General features: G+C 66.8%; 23 protein-coding genes. 5 read left to right on the plus strand and 18 right to left on the minus strand.

The genetic code is table 11. From position 1 onward, the window contains the following. The first annotated feature begins 6 nt into the window (after positions 1-6). Genes ABZX86_RS30700 through idi form a run of 3 tightly spaced genes read left to right on the plus strand, consistent with a single transcriptional unit; the run spans position 7 to position 3388 of the window. Positions 7-1884, plus strand: coding sequence for a family 2 encapsulin nanocompartment cargo protein terpene cyclase (locus ABZX86_RS30700; protein ID WP_355128379.1), 1878 nt, complete (start codon positions 7-9; stop codon positions 1882-1884). A gap of 56 nt (positions 1885-1940) precedes the next feature. Next, positions 1941-2813, plus strand: coding sequence for a geranyl diphosphate 2-C-methyltransferase (locus tag ABZX86_RS30705; RefSeq protein ID WP_355128381.1), 873 nt, complete (start codon positions 1941-1943; stop codon positions 2811-2813). Then, on the plus strand, positions 2810-3388 hold the full coding sequence (gene idi, locus ABZX86_RS30710; RefSeq protein ID WP_355128383.1) for an isopentenyl-diphosphate Delta-isomerase: 579 nt from the start codon (positions 2810-2812) through the stop codon (positions 3386-3388). The genes ABZX86_RS30705 and idi overlap by 4 nt, the downstream gene beginning before the upstream one ends. On the opposite strand, the gene ABZX86_RS30715 is transcribed toward idi, so the two are convergent. The 3 genes from ABZX86_RS30715 to ABZX86_RS30725 form a co-directional block, all read right to left on the minus strand. After that, the gene (locus tag ABZX86_RS30715; RefSeq protein ID WP_355128385.1) at positions 3389-4879 is read right to left on the minus strand and encodes an NCS1 family nucleobase:cation symporter-1; all 1491 of its coding nucleotides are present in this window, start codon (positions 4877-4879) and stop codon (positions 3389-3391) included. It lies immediately after the preceding gene. 80 nt (positions 4880-4959) lie between these two features. Continuing rightward, the gene (locus tag ABZX86_RS30720; protein WP_355128387.1) at positions 4960-5685 is read right to left on the minus strand and encodes a GntR family transcriptional regulator; all 726 of its coding nucleotides are present in this window, start codon (positions 5683-5685) and stop codon (positions 4960-4962) included. 73 nt (positions 5686-5758) lie between these two features. Then, a complete protein-coding gene (locus ABZX86_RS30725; protein ID WP_355128389.1) occupies positions 5759-6280 on the minus strand; it encodes a hypothetical protein in 522 nt (173 codons plus the stop codon). A 197-nt stretch (positions 6281-6477) separates the two neighbouring features. On the opposite strand from ABZX86_RS30725, the gene ilvA reads away from it, so the two are divergent. Then, a complete protein-coding gene (gene ilvA / locus ABZX86_RS30730) occupies positions 6478-7692 on the plus strand; it encodes a threonine ammonia-lyase (RefSeq protein WP_355128391.1) in 1215 nt (404 codons plus the stop codon). Positions 7693-7740: 48 nt separating this feature from the next. Here the strand turns inward: ilvA and ABZX86_RS30735 are convergent, their stop codons facing one another. Next, positions 7741-8064 carry a multidrug efflux SMR transporter gene (locus ABZX86_RS30735; RefSeq protein WP_327140771.1) on the minus strand — a complete coding sequence of 108 codons (324 nt, stop codon included), beginning with the start codon at positions 8062-8064 and terminating at the stop codon, positions 7741-7743. A 266-nt stretch (positions 8065-8330) separates the two neighbouring features. Between ABZX86_RS30735 and ABZX86_RS30740 the strand changes: the two genes are divergently transcribed. Next, on the plus strand, positions 8331-8510 hold the full coding sequence (locus tag ABZX86_RS30740) for a hypothetical protein (protein ID WP_355128394.1): 180 nt from the start codon (positions 8331-8333) through the stop codon (positions 8508-8510). Between the two features lie 62 nt (positions 8511-8572). Here ABZX86_RS30740 and ABZX86_RS30745 read toward each other — a convergent pair whose 3' ends face one another. From ABZX86_RS30745 to argC, 14 genes are all read right to left on the minus strand, one after another. After that, a complete protein-coding gene (locus tag ABZX86_RS30745; protein WP_355128396.1) occupies positions 8573-8767 on the minus strand; it encodes a hypothetical protein in 195 nt (64 codons plus the stop codon). A 51-nt stretch (positions 8768-8818) separates the two neighbouring features. Continuing rightward, positions 8819-10240 (minus strand): argininosuccinate lyase, encoded by a 1422-nt coding sequence (gene argH / locus ABZX86_RS30750; RefSeq protein WP_355128398.1) that lies wholly within the window; start codon positions 10238-10240, stop codon positions 8819-8821. Next, positions 10237-11151 carry an SAM-dependent methyltransferase gene (locus ABZX86_RS30755; protein ID WP_355128400.1) on the minus strand — a complete coding sequence of 305 codons (915 nt, stop codon included), beginning with the start codon at positions 11149-11151 and terminating at the stop codon, positions 10237-10239. The genes argH and ABZX86_RS30755 overlap by 4 nt, the downstream gene beginning before the upstream one ends. Positions 11152-11191: 40 nt before the next feature. Then, positions 11192-12394 carry an argininosuccinate synthase gene (locus tag ABZX86_RS30760; protein WP_355128402.1) on the minus strand — a complete coding sequence of 401 codons (1203 nt, stop codon included), beginning with the start codon at positions 12392-12394 and terminating at the stop codon, positions 11192-11194. A gap of 349 nt (positions 12395-12743) precedes the next feature. After that, entirely contained in the window at positions 12744-13142 is a 399-nt protein-coding gene (locus ABZX86_RS30765) for an Imm7 family immunity protein (RefSeq protein WP_355128404.1), read from the minus strand. 13 nt (positions 13143-13155) lie between these two features. Further along, positions 13156-14517, minus strand: a complete 1362-nt coding sequence (locus ABZX86_RS30770) for a restriction endonuclease fold toxin (RefSeq protein WP_355128406.1) — start codon at positions 14515-14517, stop codon at positions 13156-13158. A gap of 34 nt (positions 14518-14551) precedes the next feature. After that, entirely contained in the window at positions 14552-14854 is a 303-nt protein-coding gene (locus ABZX86_RS30775; protein ID WP_355128408.1) for a WXG100 family type VII secretion target, read from the minus strand. After that, positions 14851-15273, minus strand: a complete 423-nt coding sequence (locus ABZX86_RS30780) for a WXG100 family type VII secretion target (protein ID WP_355128410.1) — start codon at positions 15271-15273, stop codon at positions 14851-14853. The genes ABZX86_RS30775 and ABZX86_RS30780 overlap by 4 nt, the downstream gene beginning before the upstream one ends. Before the next feature lie 19 nt (positions 15274-15292). After that, positions 15293-15820 carry an arginine repressor gene (locus tag ABZX86_RS30785; protein ID WP_355128412.1) on the minus strand — a complete coding sequence of 176 codons (528 nt, stop codon included), beginning with the start codon at positions 15818-15820 and terminating at the stop codon, positions 15293-15295. Then, positions 15817-16755, minus strand: coding sequence for an ornithine carbamoyltransferase (argF, locus tag ABZX86_RS30790; protein ID WP_355128414.1), 939 nt, complete (start codon positions 16753-16755; stop codon positions 15817-15819). Before argF ends, ABZX86_RS30785 begins: the two co-directional genes overlap by 4 nt. After that, positions 16752-17954 carry an acetylornithine transaminase gene (locus tag ABZX86_RS30795; protein ID WP_355128416.1) on the minus strand — a complete coding sequence of 401 codons (1203 nt, stop codon included), beginning with the start codon at positions 17952-17954 and terminating at the stop codon, positions 16752-16754. Before ABZX86_RS30795 ends, argF begins: the two co-directional genes overlap by 4 nt. After that, on the minus strand, positions 17951-18868 hold the full coding sequence (gene argB, locus ABZX86_RS30800) for an acetylglutamate kinase (protein WP_355128418.1): 918 nt from the start codon (positions 18866-18868) through the stop codon (positions 17951-17953). Before argB ends, ABZX86_RS30795 begins: the two co-directional genes overlap by 4 nt. Beyond that, positions 18865-20076, minus strand: a complete 1212-nt coding sequence (argJ, locus tag ABZX86_RS30805) for a bifunctional glutamate N-acetyltransferase/amino-acid acetyltransferase ArgJ (protein ID WP_355128420.1) — start codon at positions 20074-20076, stop codon at positions 18865-18867. Before argJ ends, argB begins: the two co-directional genes overlap by 4 nt. Then, positions 20073-21155: an N-acetyl-gamma-glutamyl-phosphate reductase gene (argC, locus tag ABZX86_RS30810; protein WP_355128422.1), complete on the minus strand. Its 1083-nt coding sequence runs from the start codon at positions 21153-21155 to the stop codon at positions 20073-20075. Before argC ends, argJ begins: the two co-directional genes overlap by 4 nt. Positions 21156-21163 lie beyond the last annotated feature (8 nt).

Genomic DNA, 21163 nt, shown 5'->3' on the forward strand with positions numbered 1-21163 from the left:
CCGGCCATGTCGGTGCTCTCACGCGCCGCGGCGCCGCCCGCCACCCATGAGGTGGCGGCGGCGGTCGCCGCGCTGCTGAAGTCCTTCGACCCGAATGCGCCGTCCACCCTCGTGCTCCCGGAGGGACCGGATTCCGCCGGCGCACTGGATGATCCACGACTGGGCGAATCCGATGCCGCCGAGGCGCATCTCTCGCCGAAACGGTTGCTCGGCCCCATGGGGTTGGGGTCCGCGAGCCTGCTGGTGAATCTGCCCACGCTGGAGGCGATCGCGGGAATCGCCGATCAGGCAGCACATCCGAGCACACCCGCCGGGGGCGCGGTACCGGCCCTGCGGCCCGCGACACCGAAACCCGGTGCCGGGCAGCCACTTCGCCCGATACCCCGGGCGAACAGCGCGGGATTCGTGCCCGCACCACCTGCCCCGGCGCGGACCGGGGCACCGAAAGCCACCGGACGGGCCGCAACCAGCCCGCCGACGGGAGCCGGCTCACCGGCGCGAACCAGCGCGCCGGTGGGAAGAAACACGCCGAGGGCCACAAGCTCATCGGCGGCGGCCGGCACTACGGCGGGGCGAATCCCCTTCGGTCCCAGCGGACTCGGAGCTCCGTCGGCACTCCGGCGACCGCGCGCCGCGGCGCGCGCTCCGGGAACGAAAGCACCCGGAGCGGCGGCGGCGAGTACCCCCGGAGCCGCGAGCGTTCCGGGAGTCGCGGCGCCGAGCGCCTCGGATATCGCAACACCGAAGTCCACTCCGCTCGCCGCCCCCGCCGCCACCCCGGCGGCGGGGGTGGCGCCGCCGGGCGAGAGCACTGCGGTGCGGACTCCTGCGCGTCCGATATCGCACGGCCCCAGCGGAATCGGCACCGCATCCGCAATCCGGACGCAGTCGGCGGGGTCGGCGATTCCGACGCTGTACTGCCCGCCGCCGGTGCGGGACGATCCCGCGCTCGCGGCGGCGGTCAATACCGGAATCATCGCCTGGGCACAGGAGATCGGGCTGTACGAGGGCCGATTGGACGATCTGCGCAAGGCTGATTTCGGGCGCTTGATCATGCTGGCGCATCCGGACTGCGATGATGCGGACCGGCTGCTGGCAGCGGCCAAATGCGCGGTATCGGAGTGGTCGGTGGACGACTACTACTGCGAGGAGGACGCCAGCGATCTCGCACCGGACGGCAGTCGCTCCCGCGCCACCGCCGAACTCGGGCCCCGGCTCGAATTGGCCGCCGCCGCTATGGATCCGGTGCATCTGCCGATCCAGTATCAGGCGCAGGTCGAAAAGGCCATGCAGAGCGATCCGATTCTGCGCGCCTTCCGCACCTCGTTCGAACATCTGTCCCGGTACGCCTCCCCCACCCAGGTCGCCCGCCTGCGGACGGAGATCGCGGGCTGGTTCATCGCGCTGTGCGCGGAGGCCGGCTGGCGGGAGGCCGGGCGGATGCCGCCGGTCTGGGAGTACCTGCTCAACCGCCAGCCGCACAGCTTCCTGCCGTGCATGGCGCCCATCGACGCGGTCGGCGGCTACGAGTTGCCCGCCGCCGAATACACCGATCCGCGGGTCCGGCGGGTGGTGACCACGGCCGCACTGGCCAGTCAGATGGTGAACGACCTGTACTCGATGGCACGCGAAGACCTTTCCAACGGAAGGGAATTCAACCTGCCGACGGTGCTCGCGGCCGAGGAGAAGTGCTCACGCCGACAGGCCGTGCAGCGCACCGCACAGGTGCACGACGAACTGGTGCACCGCTTCGAAGCCGAGGCGGGCGCACTCGCCGCCGGCGGTTCCGCCGAACTGCGCCGCTTCCTGGGCGGTCTGTGGGCCTGGATGGGCGGCAATCGCGCCTGGCATGCCGACAGTCGGAGATACAACGAAAGCGACTGATCCCCAACGTTTTTCAGCTCCTCATCTTCATTCAGCGATCGAGAGGATGATCTGCCATGACCACGTTCCGCCCCGAGTCCGAGAGCGTGCTGCACACCGACTATCAGAAGTCGGTCGCCGCCTACTGGAACAACAATCCCAATGACGACCGCGTGAACACCGTGCTCGGCGAGGTGGATGGGCTCTACCACCACCACTACGGCATCGGCGAGCCGGACCTGTCGGTCCTGGAGGGCGCCGAGGACACGCGCCAGGAGCGCCTCGTCCGGGAATTGCACCGCCTCGAAACCGCGCAGGCCGATGTCCTGCTCGACCAGCTCGGCGATGTGCGCCCCGGTGATCGGCTCATGGACGGCGGTTCCGGCCGCGGTGGCACCAGCTTCATGGCCAATCAGCGTTTCGGCTGCCGGATGGACGGCGTCACCATCTCCGAGTACCAGGCCGGCTTCGCCAATGACCAGGCCGCGGAGCGCGGCGTGACCGACAAGGTGCGGTTCCACTTCAAGAATATGCTCGACACCGGTTTCGAGACCGGGTCCATGCGCGGCATCTGGACCAATGAAACCACCATGTACGTGGACCTTTTCGAGCTCTTCGCCGAGTTCTCCCGGCTGCTGGAGCCCGGCGGGCGCTATGTCTGCATCACCGGCTGCTCCAATGATGTGTTCGGGGCGCGCTCGGCGTCGGTGAGCTGGATCGACGCGCACTACGGCTGCAATATCCACCCGCGCAGCGAGTACTTCAAGGCGCTCGCCGCCAATAATCTGGTCCCGGTCGCGGTCACCGACCTCACCCCGCAGACCATTCCGTACTGGGAACTGCGCACCCATTCCGAGCTGGCCACCGGTGTGGAGAAGCCCTTCCTGACCTCGTACAAGGAGGGCAGCTTCCAGTACCTGATGATTACCGCCGATAAGGTAGGCCGGTGACCGGCACTCTCGACACTTCCGACGCCACTCCGGCCGTCGACCGTGAAGCCCTGCTCGTCGAGCTCGTGGACGAGCAGGGCCGCGCGGCCGGATCGCTGGCGGTGGCGGCGGCCCACACCGCACCCGGCCGACTGCACCGAGCCTTCTCGGTGCTGCTGTTCGACGGGGCCGGGCGGGTACTGCTGCAGCAGCGGGCCGCGGTGAAAACCCGCTTTCCGCGACTGTGGACCAATACCTGCTGCGGGCATCCCGCACCTGGGCAGGCGGTGGCCGAGGCCGCCGCCGTGCGGCTGGGTGAGGAGCTGGGAGTGTCGGCCGAGCTGACCGAGGTCGGCACCTTCAGCTATCAGGCGGCGGACGGGCGGACCGGGCGGGTCGAGCACGAATTCGATCATGTGCTGATCGGGCGGCTGATCGGCCAGGATCCGCAACCGAATCCGGCGGAGATCGACGATATCGCCTGGGTGACCATCGGCGAGCTGCGCACCGCGGTCGCCGCCGCACCCGGCGGGTACACACCGTGGCTGGCTCAGGTCATCGAGCTCGCCGACCGCGCCTACACCGCCGGTCGCTGATTACTGGTTCACGGTCATGGCGAACCGCGAACTCTTCGCCAGGCCGTAGTACACCACCAGGGCCAGACCGCAGCCGATGAACCAGCTGTACTGGGCCGCGGTGTACATACCCGTCATATCCTTGGCCAGCACGGGGAAGACCGCGGCGGCCGCGCCCACCACCGTCGCGATCACGGCGACCGGGTTGAATCCCTTTCGGTACCAGTAACTTCCGGTCTGTGACAGCGTGAACAGATCGTCCACCACGATATTCCGCTTGCGGATCAGGTAGTAGTCGGCGATCAGCACGCCGAACAGCGGGCCGATGAACGCGCCCAGGGTCTCCAGGGTGTAGTGGATGACCTCGGGGTTGTTGTACAGATTCCACGGGGTGATGAGCACCGAGCCGACCGCCGCGATCATGCCGCCCATACGCCAGCTGATGCGCTGCGGACTGACGTGGGAGAAGTCGAAGGCCGGGGAGATGAAGTTGGCGACGATATTGATGCCGACGGTCGCGATGGTGAAGGTCAAGGCGCCCAGCACGATCGCGAAGGTGGAGTCGATGCGCGAGACCGTCTCGACCGGATCGGTGATCAGCTTGCCGTAGACCGGAATGGTCAGCGAGGCGGTGATCACCACGAGCAGCGAGAAGGCCAGGAAGTTGACCGGCAGTCCGAGCAGATTGCCGCGGCGCACGGCCGGCATGGACTTGGCGTAGCGGGAGAAGTCGCCGAAGTTCAGCATGGGTCCGCAGAAGTACGACACCACCAGGGCGATCGCGCCCAGGATGACCGGCAGCGCATTCCAGCCGTGGTACTTCACCGAACCGAGTTCCAAATTGATCGAACCCCAGCCGGCCTTGTAGATCAGGTAGCCGCAGAGCGCGAACATCACGACATAGACTGCGGGACCGCAGAAGTCGATGAACCGGCGAATGGACTCCATGCCCTGCCAGAACACCGCCGCCTGCACCACCCACAGCACCAGGTAGGCACACCAGCCCAGCAGCGACAGGCCGAGGAAGCCGTAATCGGAGGCGACCGCGTACGGCGCCAGGCTCGGGAACAGTTTGACGGCAACCACAATCAGCGCCGCCGAGGCCAGGTAGGTCTGAATCCCGTACCAGGCCACCGCGATCAGGCCGCGGATAATGGCGGGGATATTCGCCCCGCGCACTCCGAAGGCGCTGCGGCACATGACCGGATACGGCACGCCGGTCCGCTGACTGGGCGCGGCCACCAGATTGCACAGGAAATAGACGATGGTGATGCCGACCAGCAGGGCGGCGAGCACCTGCCAGCCGGCCAGGCCGAGCGCGAACAGGCTGCCCGCGGTGACGTAGCCGCCGACGCTGTGCACATCCGACATCCAGAAGGCGAAGATATGGTATGAGCCCCAACGCTGTTCGCGCAGTGGGGCCAGGTCCTCATTGGTGAGCGCGGGGTCGTAAACTGGGGCGGTCACCGTGGGAGGTGTGTCCGCCGTGACGGGTGTGGCGATATCGGTCATGGCGCATCCGATCCGAAGAGCAATGGTCGGATCAAGGTAGGAACGGGCCGTTGCCCCGCCATTGCACCTCCATTGCCCCCTTATTGCGGTATCGATATATCTTCGGCGGCCACCAGCAATCCGGTATCGGTGGGCAGTGTGGAGATCACCTGCTCGAGCCGCAGGTGGTGGCGGCGGGCGATGGCGAGCAGCCGATCCACATCACGATCCAGGAACGCATCGAGCATGAGGTTGTGATCACCGTGCAGGCGTTCCCGATCGGCGTGCGAGACATGCACCATGGGCTGGATGGGTTCGGTGACGTTCCAGGCGGCCTCGAGCATGTGGATGAGCCGGAACAGCCGGGACGGGCGGGTCAGGGCGAGATGGAAGACTCGGGAGTGCCGATGGTAGGCGACCGGGTCGTCCTCGTGAATCGCCTTCTCCAGCAATTCATTTGCCGCTACCAACGCTGCGCGGTCCTCGGCGGAGGCGTTGATCGCCGCCATGCTCAGCGCCGCCTCCTCCAGGGTCTGCCGCACGATATACATCTCGCGTAGTTCGGCGGCGGTCAGCTGGGCGACGGCGTAACCGGCGTGCTGTTCATGCGTAACCAGGCCCTCCCCGATCAGGATTTTGAGGGCTTCGCGGACCGGTATGTGGCTCACACCGAACAGTTCCGCGATCTCACGCAGCGGAATCACGGTGCCCGGCGGGGCGGCGCCGTCCAGGATCACCCGGCGCAATTCACCGAGAATGATCTGCGGTCGACCCGGTTGGTCGACCACCAGGGTGGCCAGCAGGGCGGAGCGTCGACGTGGGGGCATACTGCCAAGCTAGGTTTCCCGTGTTGGTTTTCTCGGTCGGTGGTGTCACAACCAGGAAAAGTTGCCGCCGATTTCACCACATGCTGGCAGACAGCCGGCCCGGGCCGGTGGTGACGCCCGGGCCCATGCAGCCCATGACCATATTCGGGGTCATCATCTCGTATTCGGCGACAACGCGGACGCGACCGCCCTGCCCGAGACCTCCGACCACCTCCATCGGGCCGATTGTGGGCTGCATCATGCCGACCGGCCACGGGCCCCACAGTGTGCTGGTCTCGCCGTCCGACCAGAGGATGTCGACGGTGAGCGGGCCGTCCGCCGGATGCATGCAATCCGATGCCGCCACATGCACTCCCGTGAAGGTGCCGCCGGTGATGCCCGGAACGCCGACACAATCCCACAACCTGCCGACCGAGGTGAAGGTGAGCACGCGGGGCGTCATATCGATGGCGCCGTCCACGGCGGTCCAGCGGAAGTCGCCGCCGGAACAGCTACCGATGGTCGGGACCTCGGCGGCATGGGAGGTCGCGGCCGGAGCGCTGCTCACAGCGGCGGCAACGGCGAACGCGGTCACGATCTTCACTGCATTCGGCACAGCTTCCCTCTCCCGGGATTCGAGCGGGGCATCGGCGCAGGTCAGCGCGAAATCGAGCAGATGCTCGATCGGTCAGAAGATAGCTCGGGAGGTGGGCTCGGCCCGGGATTGTCCGCGCGGGCCGGGGTCCGTACGCGTGGCGCAACGCGGCGCGGCGGGGACGAGACAGTTCGGTTGACGCCTGGCAGCATGGCGCCATGGACCTGATCGCACGGATCGACGCGGCGGCAAATCTGCTGGCTCCGGTCATCCGCCGGACCCCGATGGTGGCATCGCGGGTCATGGCGGAGCGCACCGGGCACGAGGTGTGGCTCAAATGCGAGAACCTGCAGCGCACCGGGTCGTTCAAACCGCGCGGGGCCTACAACCGCATTGCCAATCTGCCGGAGTCCGAACGGCGGCTGGGCGTCGTGGCGGCCAGCGCGGGCAATCACGCGCAGGGGGTCGCCTGGGCGGCAACATCATTGGGCATCGAGTCGACCGTGTTCATGCCGGTGGGTGCGGCACTGCCGAAACTGGTGGCCACCAAGGCATATGGGGCCACGGTGTATCAGGTCGGCGACACCATCGACGAATCACTGATGGCGGCAAGGGAATTCGCCGAGCAGACCGGGGCGACGCTGGTCCATCCGTTCGATCACCCCGATATCGTGGCCGGACAGGGGACGGTGGCGCTGGAAATCCTGGAGCAGCTGCCGGATGTCGGCACGGTCATCGTGCCGACCGGTGGCGGCGGGTTGCTCGCGGGCGTCGCGGGGGCGTTACAGCAGTTGGCCCCGCAGGTGCGGGTGATCGGCGTGCAGGCCTCGGGTGCGGCGGCGTGGCCCGGATCGCTGGAGGCCGGGAAGCCGATTCGATTGGCGCAGATGGTCACCATGGCCGACGGGATTGCCGTGGGACAGCCCGGTGAAGTGCCGTTCGGGCATATTGTCGAATGCGCGCCGAGCATTGTGACCGTCGATGAGGATGCGCTCTCGCGGGCGCTGCTGCTGTGTATGGAACGCGCCAAACTCATTGTCGAACCGGCCGGTGCGGCCGCGGTCGCCGCGCTCATGGCCTGCGATCTGGACGAGCTCGATCTGCGGGGTCCGGTGTGCGCCATTCTCTCCGGCGGCAATATCGATCCGCTGCTGCTGACCCGGGTGATCGGGCACGGTCTGAGCGCTGCGGGCCGCTACCTCGCCGCTCGGGTCACCATCTCCGACCGCCCGGGCAGCCTCGGCGGATTGCTCGCCGAGCTGGGACGCACCGGCGCGAGTGTGCTCGATGTGGTCCACTCCCGCACCGACACCTGGCTTGCCATCGACGAGGTGGAGGTACTGCTGACCCTGGAAACCCGCGGGCCCGCACATCGCGACGAGGTGCTTACGGCGCTCGCCGATGCGGGATACACACTGCGCGTACAGGATTGAGCGTGCTGGAACTCAGCGTCGCTGAGATTCAGTGCGCCTGAGATCGATTCAGTGTGCCCCGCCGAGTTCCAGTGCCAGTACCCCGACGATCACCAGCCCGATCCCGCCCACCTGCACCATTGTCAGTCGCTCATCCAGGAACAGCGCACCGATGGTCGCCACCGCCACCACACCCACGGCCGACCAGATGCCGTACGCGACTCCGATCGCCATACCCCGTTTGAGCGCCTGCGACAGGAAGACGAACGCCGACGCGTAGCCGATCACCACAATGATCGACGGCACCAGTTTGCTGAATCCATCGGAGATCTTCAGCGACACCGTGGCCGTCACCTCGAACGCTATGGCCAGTCCCAGAAACAACAAGGTCATGCGGGCACACTATCGGGCATACCGGGCCCGAAATGAGATGCATGGCGCGACGCCGTATGGTTACTGGGACGGCATGTGGATGCCACCGCACTTCTGAGCCGCCTCAGCGCTGAAATACAGAGAGCGCACCTGTGCCGAATTGTCAGCACCGCCGCTGAGCCTTCGCACATTTCCGGCTCCGAACGCCGATCTCCCGCCGCTCCGCGGCACTCCGATCTCGACCGGTCACCCCCGGCGAGTCGGTCACACTCCCCCAGGAGGACCTCATGTCCGACCAATCCGTGAACCCCGAAACCCAAGCAGTCGACTCCGACACCGCCGACCGGCCGATGTCGCGCCGCGAACGCCGAGGCAAGCCCGCCCGCAAGCAGTCCGACGCCGGCCCCATCAAGTCGGGCCGCTTCACCATCCCCGCCACCAAACGGTCGAACTTCGTCAAAGAATGATCCGGCAGAATCACGAATGCCCGCCGTCTCCGCGGCGGGCATTCGTCGTTCGTACAGGATGATCAGCGACCGTCTTCGTCTGTACCGTTCATCAGTCGATCCAATTCACGTGGGTCGAGCCGTTTGAGCTCCGCCTCGAAAGCCCGGTCGTAGTGCCGGTCGTTCGGGTCACCGCCGTAGCGCCGCCGCGACACACGGCCGTACTGCTTCAGGAACGGCTGAATCTCGGCCTGTAGCCGTGCTTCCCGCTTGGACACAAGCGAACCGTAGCCCTCGCATCCGGCGACGGCTACGGGTTTTCGCCGGGTTCAGCGCAGCCAGGTGCGGTGGTCGGCGGCGGTGCTGCGGACTTCCTCGAGTTGCTTGGCGACCTGGACGCCGGCGGTGCCGCCGCGGGCGTTGCGGGAGGCGATGGAGCCTTCGACGGTGAGGACGTCGCGGACCCGGGGGGTGAGGTTCGGGTCGACGGCGGCGAATTCCTCGTCGGTGAGATCGGCGAGGCCGACGCCGCGGGCTTCGGCGGCGCGGACGCAGCCGCCGGCGGCCTCATGGGCGACGCGGAACGGGACACCCTGGCGGACAAGCCATTCGGCGATATCGGTGGCGAGGGTGAAACCGGCGGGGGCCAGCTCGGCCATGCGGTCGGTGTGGAAGGTCAGGGTGGAGACCAGGCCGGCGATGGCGGGCAGCAGCAGTTCCAGCTGGGCCACCGAGTCGAACAGCGGTTCCTTGTCTTCCTGCAGGTCACGGTTGTAGGCGAGGGGCTGTGCCTTCAACGTGGCGAGCAGACCGGTGAGGTTGCCGATCAGGCGGCCGGCCTTGCCGCGGGTGAGCTCGGAGACGTCCGGGTTCTTCTTCTGCGGCATGATCGAGGAGCCGGTGGACCAGGCGTCGGCGAGGGTGATGTAGCCGAATTCCGGTGTGCTCCAGATGATTACCTCCTCCGCCATGCGGGAGAGGTCGACGGCGGTCATGGCCAGCACGAAGGCGGCCTCGGCGGCGAAATCGCGGGAGGAGGTGGCGTCGATCGAATTGGCCGCTGCCGCATCGAAATCCAGGTCGGCGGCGATCGCCTCCGGATCCAGGCCGAGCGAGGAACCGGCCAGCGCGCCCGAACCGTACGGGGAGATGGCGGCGCGCTTGTCGAAGTCGCGCAGGCGATCGATATCGCGCAGCAGCGGATGCGCGTGCGCCAGCAGGTGATGCGCGAGCAGGACCGGCTGCGCGGCCTGCAGGTGCGTCTTGCCCGGCATGACGGCATCCGGATGCGCGGCGGCCTGGGCGACCAGGGCGTCGACCACCTCGAGGACACCCGCGGCGACCCGGCGCACGGCATCGCGCAGCCACATGCGGAAGAGCGTGGCCACCTGGTCATTACGCGAACGACCGGCACGCAGGCGACCGCCGAGTTCGGTGCCGACGCGTTCGATCAGACCGCGCTCCAGGGCGCCGTGCACGTCCTCATCGGATTCGGCGGGGGCGTAGGCGCCCGAGGCCACATCGGCGGCCAGCTGATCGAGTCCGGTCAGCATGGCGGCCAGATCACCCTCGGACAGCAGTCCGGCCTTGTGCAGCACGCGCGCATGGGCTTTGGACGCGCGGACGTCGTAAGGCGCCAGCACCCAGTCGAAGTGGGTCGACTTGCTCAGCGCGGCCATTGCCGCGGCCGGGCCGGACGCGAATCGTCCGCCCCACAGCGCGCCCTCATTGGTGCTGCCGCCCTGGGTCATAGCGTGTCGTCTCCTCGCGGTCGTATCGCGGTCATCAGGATGTGTGTACTCATATCGGCCAGCGCCTCCTCGGGGACGACGCGGCCGTGATCGGCCAGCAGGGCCGCGGGATCGCCCTCCCGCACCAGCCACTGCTGCATGGCGAACCAGCTACGCGGGTCGGTGCGGCCCTCCCACGGGTACCAGAGCTCTTCGAGATCGACTCGAATCCCGGCCTTGGCCAAGGCTTCCCGTCGGCGTTCGCGCATTTCCTTCGACAGCGCGCGATTTCCGGTGCCGATATTCAGCGCCATCCGGCTGCCGGGCGCACTGAGTGCGACCACGTTCTCCAGCAGCCGGTCCTGCGCCTCGCCGGGGAGGTAGCGCAGCAGGCCCTCGGCGAGCCAGGCGGTCGGCCGATCGGGATCGAAACCCTTGTCGAGCAAGGCTTTCGGCCAGTCGCGCCGCAGATCGACGGGCACCTCACGGCGATCTACCGCAGGCACGTCATCGGCGAGCGCCTTCGCCTTGAAGTCCAGCACCTTCGGCTGATCCAGTTCGAAAACCGTACTGCCGGAGGGCCATTCCACCCGATACGCGCGCGCATCCAAGCCGGAAGCCAGGATGACAAACTGCCGGATGCCGACGGTGATCGCCTTGGCGAAGTAATCGTCGAAATACAGCGTCCGGGCAACCAGGAAGTTGCCCATGACGCCGTTGATGAAGCTGCTACCGGTCGGACCGCCGCCCCGGCCGGCGGCCATGATCGTGTTCCAGCCGTCCGAACCCACGGCGGCCACCAGCTTCGCCGCGTACGGATCGCTGAAGACCGCATCGTCACGCCGGGTTTCGTGGGCCCGCATGGCGGCGACACCGATGGCGGTGGCGCCCACGCTCTCCGTGATGTCCCAGCTGTCGTCATCGGTTCGCATGGACGCCTCCTCAGGCCGGTTGGTACCCGGTCGCAGGCTACTACTTCTTGCCGAGGTCCCGACGCGCCGCAACCTTGGAGGACAGGCCGTGGATCTGCACGAAGCCCTTGGCCAGCGACTGGTCGAAGGTGTCACCGGCGTCGTAGGTGGCCAGGTTGAAGTCGTAGAGCGACTCGTCCGAGCGACGGCCGTTCACGATCACGCTGCCGCCGTGCAGGACCATGCGGACCTCACCGGAGACATGCTGCTGGGTGTCCTGCACGAAGGCGTCCAGCGCGCGCTTGAGCGGGGAGTACCACAGGCCGTCGTACACCAGCTCACCCCAGCGCTGCTCGACCTGGCGCTTGTAGCGGCCGAGCTCGCGCTCGACGGTGACCGCTTCCATCTCCTGGTGCGCAGTGATGAGGGCGATGGCGCCCGGGGCCTCGTAGATCTCGCGGCTCTTGATGCCGACGAGACGGTCCTCGACCATGTCCAGGCGGCCGACGCCCTGGCGTCCGGCGCGCTGGTTCAGCTCGGTGATGGCCTCGAGCATGGAGACCGGGCGGCCGTCGATGGCGACCGGAACACCCTTGTCGAAGGTGACGATGAGCTCGTCCGGCGCCTCGAAGTTGACGGTCGGGTCGACGGTGTAGTCGTACACGTCCTTGGTCGGGGCATTCCAGAGATCCTCGAGGAAGCCGGTTTCCACCGCGCGGCCCCACAGGTTCTGGTCGACCGAGAACGGCGACTTCTTGGAGACATTGATCGGCAGGTTGTTCTCGCCGGCGAACTCGATGGCCTTCTCGCGGGTCCAGGCGTAGTCGCGGACCGGGGCGATGACCTTCAGCTCGGGCGCGAGCGCGCCGATGCCGACCTCGAAGCGAACCTGATCGTTGCCCTTACCGGTGCAACCGTGCGAGACGGTGTCGGCGCCGTGGTACTCGGCGGCCTCGACCAGGTGCTTGACGATCAGCGGCCGGGAGATGGCCGAGACCAGCGGGTAGCGGCCCATGTACATGGCGTTCGCCTGAATGGTCGGCAGGCAGTACTCATCGGCGAACTCATCGCGCGCGTCCACCACGATCGATTCGACCGCACCGCAGTCGAGCGCGCGCTGGCGCACATCGTTCATGTCCTCGCCGCCCTGACCCAGGTCGATCGCGACCGCGACCACCTCGGCCCCGGTCTCCTTGGCGATCCAGCTGATCGCGACTGAGGTGTCCAGCCCGCCGGAGTAGGCGAGTACGACGCGCTTGGTCATAGTCCGTGTGCTCCTCGATTAGTACGTGTAAGTCGGTTCCCCCGCCGTCCTGCAAATGATTATGCACGATGATGCAATCCCATTCATAACCGGGGGTGGCTGACCAGAAAACCCCTGGCCAGAGCCAGTACGGCCCCCCAGCAGCCCGGTGCCGATGAACACCGGCAGCGGGCGCAGCGGGTCATGAGTCGGCGACACCGCGCCCACTACTTCCCCATGAGCCGCCTCAGATCAGCAAGACCGATCACCGCCATCGGCGAAATATCCGATTACTCCAGCGCTGTACCGAGATCAGCGCGGCCGGTGAGCCTTCGCCGGACCATACCGACCATTCGCTTCACAGAAGTGACTACTCATCATCTTCGATGACGGGAATGCATGGCGACAGCAATTCGTCGCGCCATGAAGATACTGCGCCCCGGCGCATTACCGTGACCTGAAATTCATTCTCACGACCAGATGAATCCTCATCGTCTCGCACATAGAGGATCCCGTAGGAACCTGGCGCGACCCGCCCTATTTCGGCGAAGACCTCGATAACTTGATCACCTTGGCTGCCTTTATGATTCGAGCATCCTGCAATATGAATCTGATTTACACCGTTGACAGTTCGAATATCGGCGAGTCCGGGCGCCGATTGCAGACCTTGCAGGACTGCCGCAGCAGCGGTCAGTGCGGCTTCGCTTTCACTATCGTTCTCATCCCCCGCAGAACTCTGAACGGTGACCCAGCCGTGGTACTCGAACACCTCACTCCTTCAGCTAAAACGGCGCTTCATCGATAACAAGGTCGATTTTGTACTCGTCGGCATACTGCTGAAGCTTTTCGCGCACTCCAGCTTGCGGTGGTCCATCAAAATGGTAGTACACACTTCTGCCGGTATCCTGCGCCGCTTCGAAGGTCGCGCGCGCCTGGCTTCTGAAGCTCTTGTTGACTTGAAAGTTCGCAGGCTTCGCTTGAGCGATGTACTGATCGCTGACCGCATCGAACTCCCGGCCGGCGGAGTCGCTGTCGAATCTGACTCGCGATTGCCCGCCGATCCGTCCGGCGAGCTTGTCCGCATCAGGATCCGGCTTGTCGACTTTCGCCAAACCACCGGAGTATCTTCCCGAATCAGCGGGCGCCCGCGCGGTTTTCGGAGGTTGGGCGACCGCATCGTCGGCCACGGTTTCCAGTTCTTGTGCCTCATCCACGGTCTTGCGAGTCTTGCTCAGGTCGCGCAGCGCCAGTTGTGCCTTGCGAGCGCGTATTTCGTCTCGCCAGCCGCGGACGGCTTCCGCGATGCGCACGGCGTAGCGGGCGACGATCGCCGTGGTTGCGGCGCCGGCGGCAACTGCGGTGATACCGAAGGTGATCCAGGCCGTAGCGGTGGCGATGGCGAGTTCACCTGCGACCGCCCAGGCGAGCTCCACCAGGATGCCGTGGAGAATGGCGCTGCGGAGGTGTTCGAGATCCGCCTTATAAGAACTGCACAACTGTGAGAGCTCACCGCAGGCTCCGAGGATGTCGTCGACTGCGTCTTGTAAGTCGAGCAGTCGCCGCGTGAACTCAGCGGCATCGGCGACATCATTGCGTTCCATCACTATCGCGGCGTTCTTCAACACCGAAGCCAACTCGACCGTGTGACCATTTTGCAGGCGATTCCAGGCGTCGGCTGCCGTCTGCAGCGAGTCGGTGTCACCGTCGGGAATGTCGATGCCGACCTTGTCGGCCAATCGAATCAGAGAGTCGGCCGCTTCGCGCAGACCTCGACCAGGCCCTCCGGCCGAAGGCGGGCTGCCATAGTAGCGGCACGACGGCGTCGGAACCGGCGGCATGACAGCAGGCGGGGCGGCTGGACCGAGGACACTGTCGTAGTCGGCCGAGTAATGGTTGTAGCCAGCCTGCACGATCACGGTGCCGAGCTTCTGAAGTCCTTCGCCGAGGAGGGAAACCATGTCGAGAACCTCGGTGACCCGCCGGTCGTACTTCTGCCCCCACGCGGCGCCTGTCTCGTCGACACCGGCCATAGCACCACAGTCGGCCATGGCCTTCGTTTCGGCGAGGAACGCGTTCTGCAGCGCATCGGAAAGGCCGAAACATGCTCTGCCGACGGCGTAGTAGGCGCCGAAGTCGACATTCATCGTTCCGACCTCCGGACCACCGAATTCGCCGGTCTCACAGGCCGAGCATCCTCAAGTTCGCGGCGATGGCTCCGGTGTAGTTCTCGTGTGCGGTGCGGGCGGCGGCTTCCAGCGCGGCCAGGCCGTCGCGGACCTCGTTCGCGCCGGTCAGCCACTCGCGGTGTGCGGTCTCGTAGGCGGTCGCGGCCTCGCTCGACCAGGTTGCCGATAGCGCCTTGGCGCGGTCGTCGAGGGCTGAGAGGTTGTCGGCGACAAAGCCTTTGAAGGCTCGGATGTGTGCGGTCACTTCGTCGAGATGTGTCAGATCAACCGAGTAGCCCTCGCCCGGGACACTCATGGCAGCTCCAGCGAATTCACCGCGGTGGCGAAATTGGTGTCGGCATCCCGATAGTTCTCGGCCGTGACACCCAACTTTGCGGCAAGTTCGAACAGCGCATCCCAGACCTCGACGGCGCCGCGATGCATTTCCTCCCAGCCCTCGCTGTACGAACCCGCGGCAGCGCCCTTCCAGGTGTTCATCAAGTCCCGGACTTCACCATCGAGAGTCGAAGAACCCGACCGCAACTCCTCAGCCATTTTGTAGGCGAGCCGACCCAACGCCTGCACTTCCTCGGGAACAACGTTCAACTGCCCCGATGCCCCACCCGATTCGATCGACACGCCGCCCTCCTTCAGCGCAGCATCATATGGCATCCGAGTAGCAACCAGCATGCTCAGCCAGGCTTCGCGCCCGGACACACCGGCCGGAATCGCCAATCAGGTGGAGGGTGGCCGGTCAGGCGAGGAGTTCGATTTTGGTGGCCAGTTCGGCGCCGGTGGTGGGTTCGCGGGCTATGACGGCGATGGTGTCGTCGCCGGCGATGGTGCCGACGATCTCCGGCAGAGCCGCTCGGTCGAGGGCGCTGGCCAGGAAGTGGGCGGCGCCGGGTGGGGTGCGGAGGACGGCGATATTGCCGCTGGAGTCGGTGGAGACGAGGAGGTCGCCGAGGAGTTTGGAGAGTCGTTCGGTGCCGCCGGTTACGCCCCTGACGGGGCTGCCGTCTTCGGGGACGACATACACACCGGCGCCACCGTCGGCTGCGCGCAGCTTGACCGCCCCGAGTTCGTCCAGGTCGCGGGAGAGGGTGGCCTGGGTGGTGTCGATGCCTTCACCGGAGAGGAGGGCGGCCAGTTCGGATTGGCTGCGGACCTCGTGCTGGGAGAGGATGGCGACTATGCGGGCCTGGCGGCCGGCCCGGGTGCGGGCGATTGCCGCACCCGAGCGCACGGGAGCCGTTGCGGCCGAGCGTCGCTCACCGCTCACCGGGCACCGCCCTGTTTGGCGAGCAGCCAGACCAGCAGCGCCTTCTGGGCGTGTAGGCGGTTTTCGGCTTCGTCCCACACCGCGCTGTGCGGGCCGTCGAGGACCTCGTCGGTGATCTCCTCGCCGCGATGCGCCGGAAGGCAGTGCAGCACAGTCACATCGGGGGCGGCGTGCGCCAGCAGGGCCGCGTTCACCTGGAAGGGGCGGAAGGGGGCGACGCGGTCGAGGCCGTCGTTCTCCTGGCCCATGGACATCCAGGTGTCGGTGACCAGCGCGTCGGCGCCTTCGGCGGCCGCGATCGGATCCGCGGTGAAGGCGATGGTGGCGCCGGTTTCGGCGGCACGCTTCTGGGCCAGTTCCACGATCCACGGCAGCGGCTCGAAACCCGCGGGGGCGGCGATGGTTACGTTCAAACCCGCGGTGACGCCGCCGAGCAGCAGCGAGTGCGCCATATTGTTCGCACCGTCGCCGAGATAGGTGAGCTTGCGCCCGGCCAGGTCGCCCTTGCGCTCCCGCAGCGTCTGCAGATCGGCGAGGATCTGGCAGGGATGGAACTCGTTCGAGAGCGCGTTCACGACCGGAACGGTTGCGGCGCCCGCCATTTCGTCGAGCCGGGTCTGCTCGAAGGTGCGCCAGACGATCGCGTCGACATACCGCGAGAGCACCCGGCCGGTATCGGCGAGCGTCTCCTCGCGGCCGAGCTGCGTATCGCGTCCGTCCACGACCACGGCGTGCCCGCCGAGCTGGGCAATGCCCATTTCGAAGGAGAAGCGGGTGCGGGTGGAGTTCTTCTCGAACATGACCGCGACACCGCGCGGACCCTCGAGCGGACGCCGGGAGAGCGGGGCCTTCTTCAGTTCCGCTGCGATGGCGAGGATTTCGGCCTGTTCGGCCGGGCTCACATCATCGTCGCGCAGGAAATGGCGAATGGTCACTTCTGGTTCTCCTTCTCCACCTGGGCCTGCGCGGCGTCGAGAATGCCGGGGAGGTCGGACAGGAAATTGTCGGCCTGGGTCTCGGTGAGCACCAGCGGCGGAGCCAGCCGGATCACATTGGGCTTGGCGGGATTGATGAGATAACCCGTCTCCCGTGCGGCCGCCTCCACCTGAGCCGAGGCATCGGCGGTGAGCTGGATGCCGATGAGCAGACCGGCGCCGCGCACATGATCGATGAGCGGGTGGTCGAGATCGTCGATCCCGTCGACGAGAATCTTGCCGACCTTCTCCACGTGTGCGAGCAGACCCTCGTCGTCGATGGTCCGCAGCACCGCCAAAGCCGCTGCGGCACAGACCGGATTGCCGCCGAAGGTGGTGCCGTGCATACCGGGCTGCAGCAGCTCGGCCGCCGGACCCTGCGCCAGCACCGCGCCGATGGGCAGACCGCCGCCCAGCCCCTTGGCCAGGGTGATCACATCCGGCACGATGCCCGCCGCCTGATGCGCGTAGAACGCACCGGTGCGGCCGATGCCGGTCTGCACCTCGTCCAGAATCAACAGTGCGCCTTGCTGTTTGGTGATCGCGCGCGCCTTGGCCAGATAGTCGGCGGGCGGAACGACCACACCGCTCTCCCCCAGGATGGGTTCGAGAAACACTGCGGCGGTATCGGTGTCGACCGCGGCGGCGAGCGCCAGCGTATCGCCGTAGGGCACATGCACAACACCGGCCGGCATCGGCTCGAACGGCGTGCGCTTGGCCGCCTGCCCGGTCAGCGCCAGCGCGCCCATGGTCCGCCCGTGGAACGCTTCCTCACACGCGACGATCTTGGTCTTGCCGGTCAGTCGCGCCATCTTGAACGCGGCCTCATTGGCCTCGGTGCCGGAGTTGCAGAAGAACGCCTTCCCGTCCCCGTCACCGAAGTGCGCGAGCAGCCGTTCGGCGAGTTCGATGACCGGTTCGCTGGCATACAGATTCGAGACATGGCCGAGCGTGCCCAGCTGATTGGTGACCGCCTCCAGAATCGCCGGATGCGCGTGCCCGAGGCTGTTGACCGCGATGCCGCCGAGGAAGTCGAGATAGCGCTTGCCGTCGGCGTCGTAGACAACCGCGCCCGCACCGCGCACCAGCGCGATCTTCGGGGTGCCGTAGTTGTTCATCAGCGCGGAGGTCCACCGCTGCTGAATATCGGCTGTGCTCATGACTTCACTCCGTTCGAACTCGCAACGCCCGCGGGGGTCACCATGGTGCCGATCCCCTCCCCGGTGAACAGCTCCAGCAGTACCGAATGCGGCACCCGGCCGTCGATGACGTGCGCGGTCGGGACACCGCCTTCGACGGCACGCAGGCAGGCTTCCATCTTCGGCACCATGCCCGCATCGAGGCTGGGCAGCAACTCGGCCAGCTCATCGGTATCGATGCGGGTGGTCAGCGAGGACCGGTCCGGCCAATCGGTGTACAGGCCTTCCACATCGGTGAGAATGACCAGTTTTTCCGCGCCTATGCCCTGCGCCAGCGCGGCGGCGGCGGTATCGGCATTGATGTTGTGCACCACGCCGTCCGCATCGGGGGCGATGGTGGAGACCACCGGAATGCGGCCCGCCGCAATGAGATCCAGCACCGCATCGGGATTCACCTCGGTGACGTCGCCGACCAGGCCGATATCGGTGGGCGCGCCGTCGACCTCGACGGTGCGGCGGGTGGCGGTGAACAGCCGCGCATCCTCACCGGAGATGCCGACCGCATAGGGCCCGTGCGCATTGATCAGCCCGACGAGCTCGCGGCCCACCTGGCCGAAGAGCACCATGCGCACCACATCCATGACCTCGGGCGTGGTGACGCGGAAGCCGCCCCGGAACTCACCTTGCAGGCCAAGCTTTTTCAGCATGGCGCTGATCTGCGGGCCGCCGCCGTGCACCACCACCGGATGCACGCCCACGGTGCGCAGGAAAGCCATATCGGCGGCGAAGGCCCGCTTGAGGTCCTCGTCGATCATGGCATTGCCGCCGTATTTGACGACCACGACCTTGTCGCGGAATTTCTGCAGCCACGGCAGCGCATCGGCGAGGACGTGTGCCTTGTCCAGCGCCGAAAGCTGTTCGCGCACCGAACTCATGAGCTGTAGGCCGAATTCTCTTCGACGTAGCCGTGCGAGAGGTCGGTGGTGCGGATGGTGGCCTCACCGTCGCCGAGTCCGAGGTCGACCAGCACCTGGATATCGGCGCCGGACAGATCCACATCGCGTGCGCCGGGGGCGCCCATGCCGTTGACGCACACCGGATGTCCATTGAAGGACACCGAAATCTTGTCCGCCTCCAGCTCGATCGGTGCGATGCCGATGCTCGCCAGCACGCGGCCCCAGTTGGGGTCGGAGCCGAAGAACGCCGTCTTGACCAGGCTGTCGCGGGCGAGGGCACGGGCGCCGATGAGCGCCTCGTCCTCGCTGATCGCGCCGCGCACGGTGATGTGCACCCGCTTGGTCACACCTTCGGCATCGGCCATGAGCTGCTCGGCCAGATCGTCGCAGACCGCGAACACAGCGGCATCGAGGTCGTCCTGGCTGGGCGCGACACCGCTGGCGCCATTGGCGAGCAGCAGCACAGTGTCATTGGTGGAGCAGGAACCGTCGACATCGAGCCGGTCGAAGGTCAGAGCGGTAGCCTTGCGCAGCGCCGCGTCCAGCTGTGCGGGCGTGGCGACCGCATCGGTGGTCAGCACGATGAGCATGGTGGCCAGCGACGGTGCGAGCATGCCCGCGCCCTTGCCCATACCGCCGACGTTCCACTTGTCCTGATGGTGGAACGCCACCTCTTTCGGCACGGTATCGGTGGTCATGATGGCCCGTGCGGCCTCCGCACCACCCGAGAGCCCGCCACCCATTTCGCGCACGATCTCGGTGACGGCGGGCAGCAGTTTGTCCATGGGCAGCCGGTCGCCGATGAGACCCGTCGAGCAGACCGCGATCTCGCCCGCCCCGGTCTCGGTGCCCCAGTTGCTGAGCGCCTTCGCGAGCTCCTCGGCGGTGGCGTGCGTGTCCTGGAAACCGCCGGGACCCGTACAGGCATTGGCCCCACCGGAATTCAGGATGACCGCCCGCAGCCGCCCGGTCGTCAGCACCTGCTGCGACCACAGCACCGGTGCGGCCTTCACCTTGTTGCGGGTGAAGACGCCGGCCGCCGAATACTCCGGTCCCTCACTGAATACCAGTGCCAGATCCGGCTTTCCGCTGACCTTGATGCCCGCCGTGATACCGGCCGCGCGGAACCCCAGCGGCGCGGTGACGCCCTGGGTCCGGACCAGCTTGCCGACAGAGGTTGAAGTCACGGTGCCACTCCTACGGTGGAAAGTCCTGCGGTCTCGTCGAATCCGAGAGCCAGATTCAGGGATTGGACAGCCGCGCCCGCGGTGCCCTTGGCCAGATTGTCGATGGCGCCGATCACCACCAGCAGTCCGGCGGCCTCGTCCACGGCCACCTGCAGGGTGACGGCATTGGATCCCAGGACCGAACCGGTCTGCGGCAGTACGCCTTCGGGCAGCAGGTGCACGAAGGGCTCATCGGCATAAGCTTTTTCGTAGACGGCACGGGCCGCGGCGGCGTCCACGCGCGTCGGGGCGGTGCAGGTCGCGAGAATGCCGCGCGGCAGCGGAGCCAGCACCGGGGTGAAGGATACGGCGACGTCGAGACCGGCGAGATCGCTCCCGCCACTCGCGGCGGCCGCCTTCAGATTCTGGGCGATCTCGGGAGTGTGCCGGTGCGCGCCCGCGATGCTGTAGGCACGCAGCGAACCCATCACCTCCGAACCCAGCAGGCCCACATCGAGTTTGCGGCCCGCCCCCGAGGTGCCGCTCACGGCGACAACATTCACATTCGGCTCGATAATGCCCGCGGCAAGGGCCGGGGCCAGTGCGAGACTCGACACCGTCGGATAGCAGCCCGGCACCGCGATCCGGGTCGCCCCGCGCAATCGCTCCCGCGCGCCCGGCAACTCCGGCAGCCCGTACGGCCAGCTGCCCGCATGCGGGGTGCCGTAGTACTTCTCCCAGGCCGCGGCATCGGTGAGCCGGAAATCGGCACCGCAGTCGATGATGACGGTCGATTCCGGCAGCGCCTGGGCAATGGCCGCGGACTGCCCGTGCGGCAGGCCCAGGAACACGATGTCGTGCCCGGCCAGCTCCTCCAGGGTGGTCGGCCCGAGGACCCGATCGGCCAGCGGCAGCAGATGCGGCTGCAGCGACCCGAGCAGGCTGCCCGCATTGGACCCGGCGGTCAGCGCCCCGATCTCGAGACGCCCGCTTCGATAGGCTGGGTGTCCGAGCAGCAGTCGCAGGACTTCGCCGCCCGCGTACCCGCTCGCACCAGCGACCGCGACCCGCAGCGTGGGTCCACTAGAGGTATCCGCCATGTGATGAT

This window comes from Nocardia sp. NPDC006630 (assembly GCF_040611495.1).
Taxonomy (GTDB): domain Bacteria; phylum Actinomycetota; class Actinomycetes; order Mycobacteriales; family Mycobacteriaceae; genus Nocardia.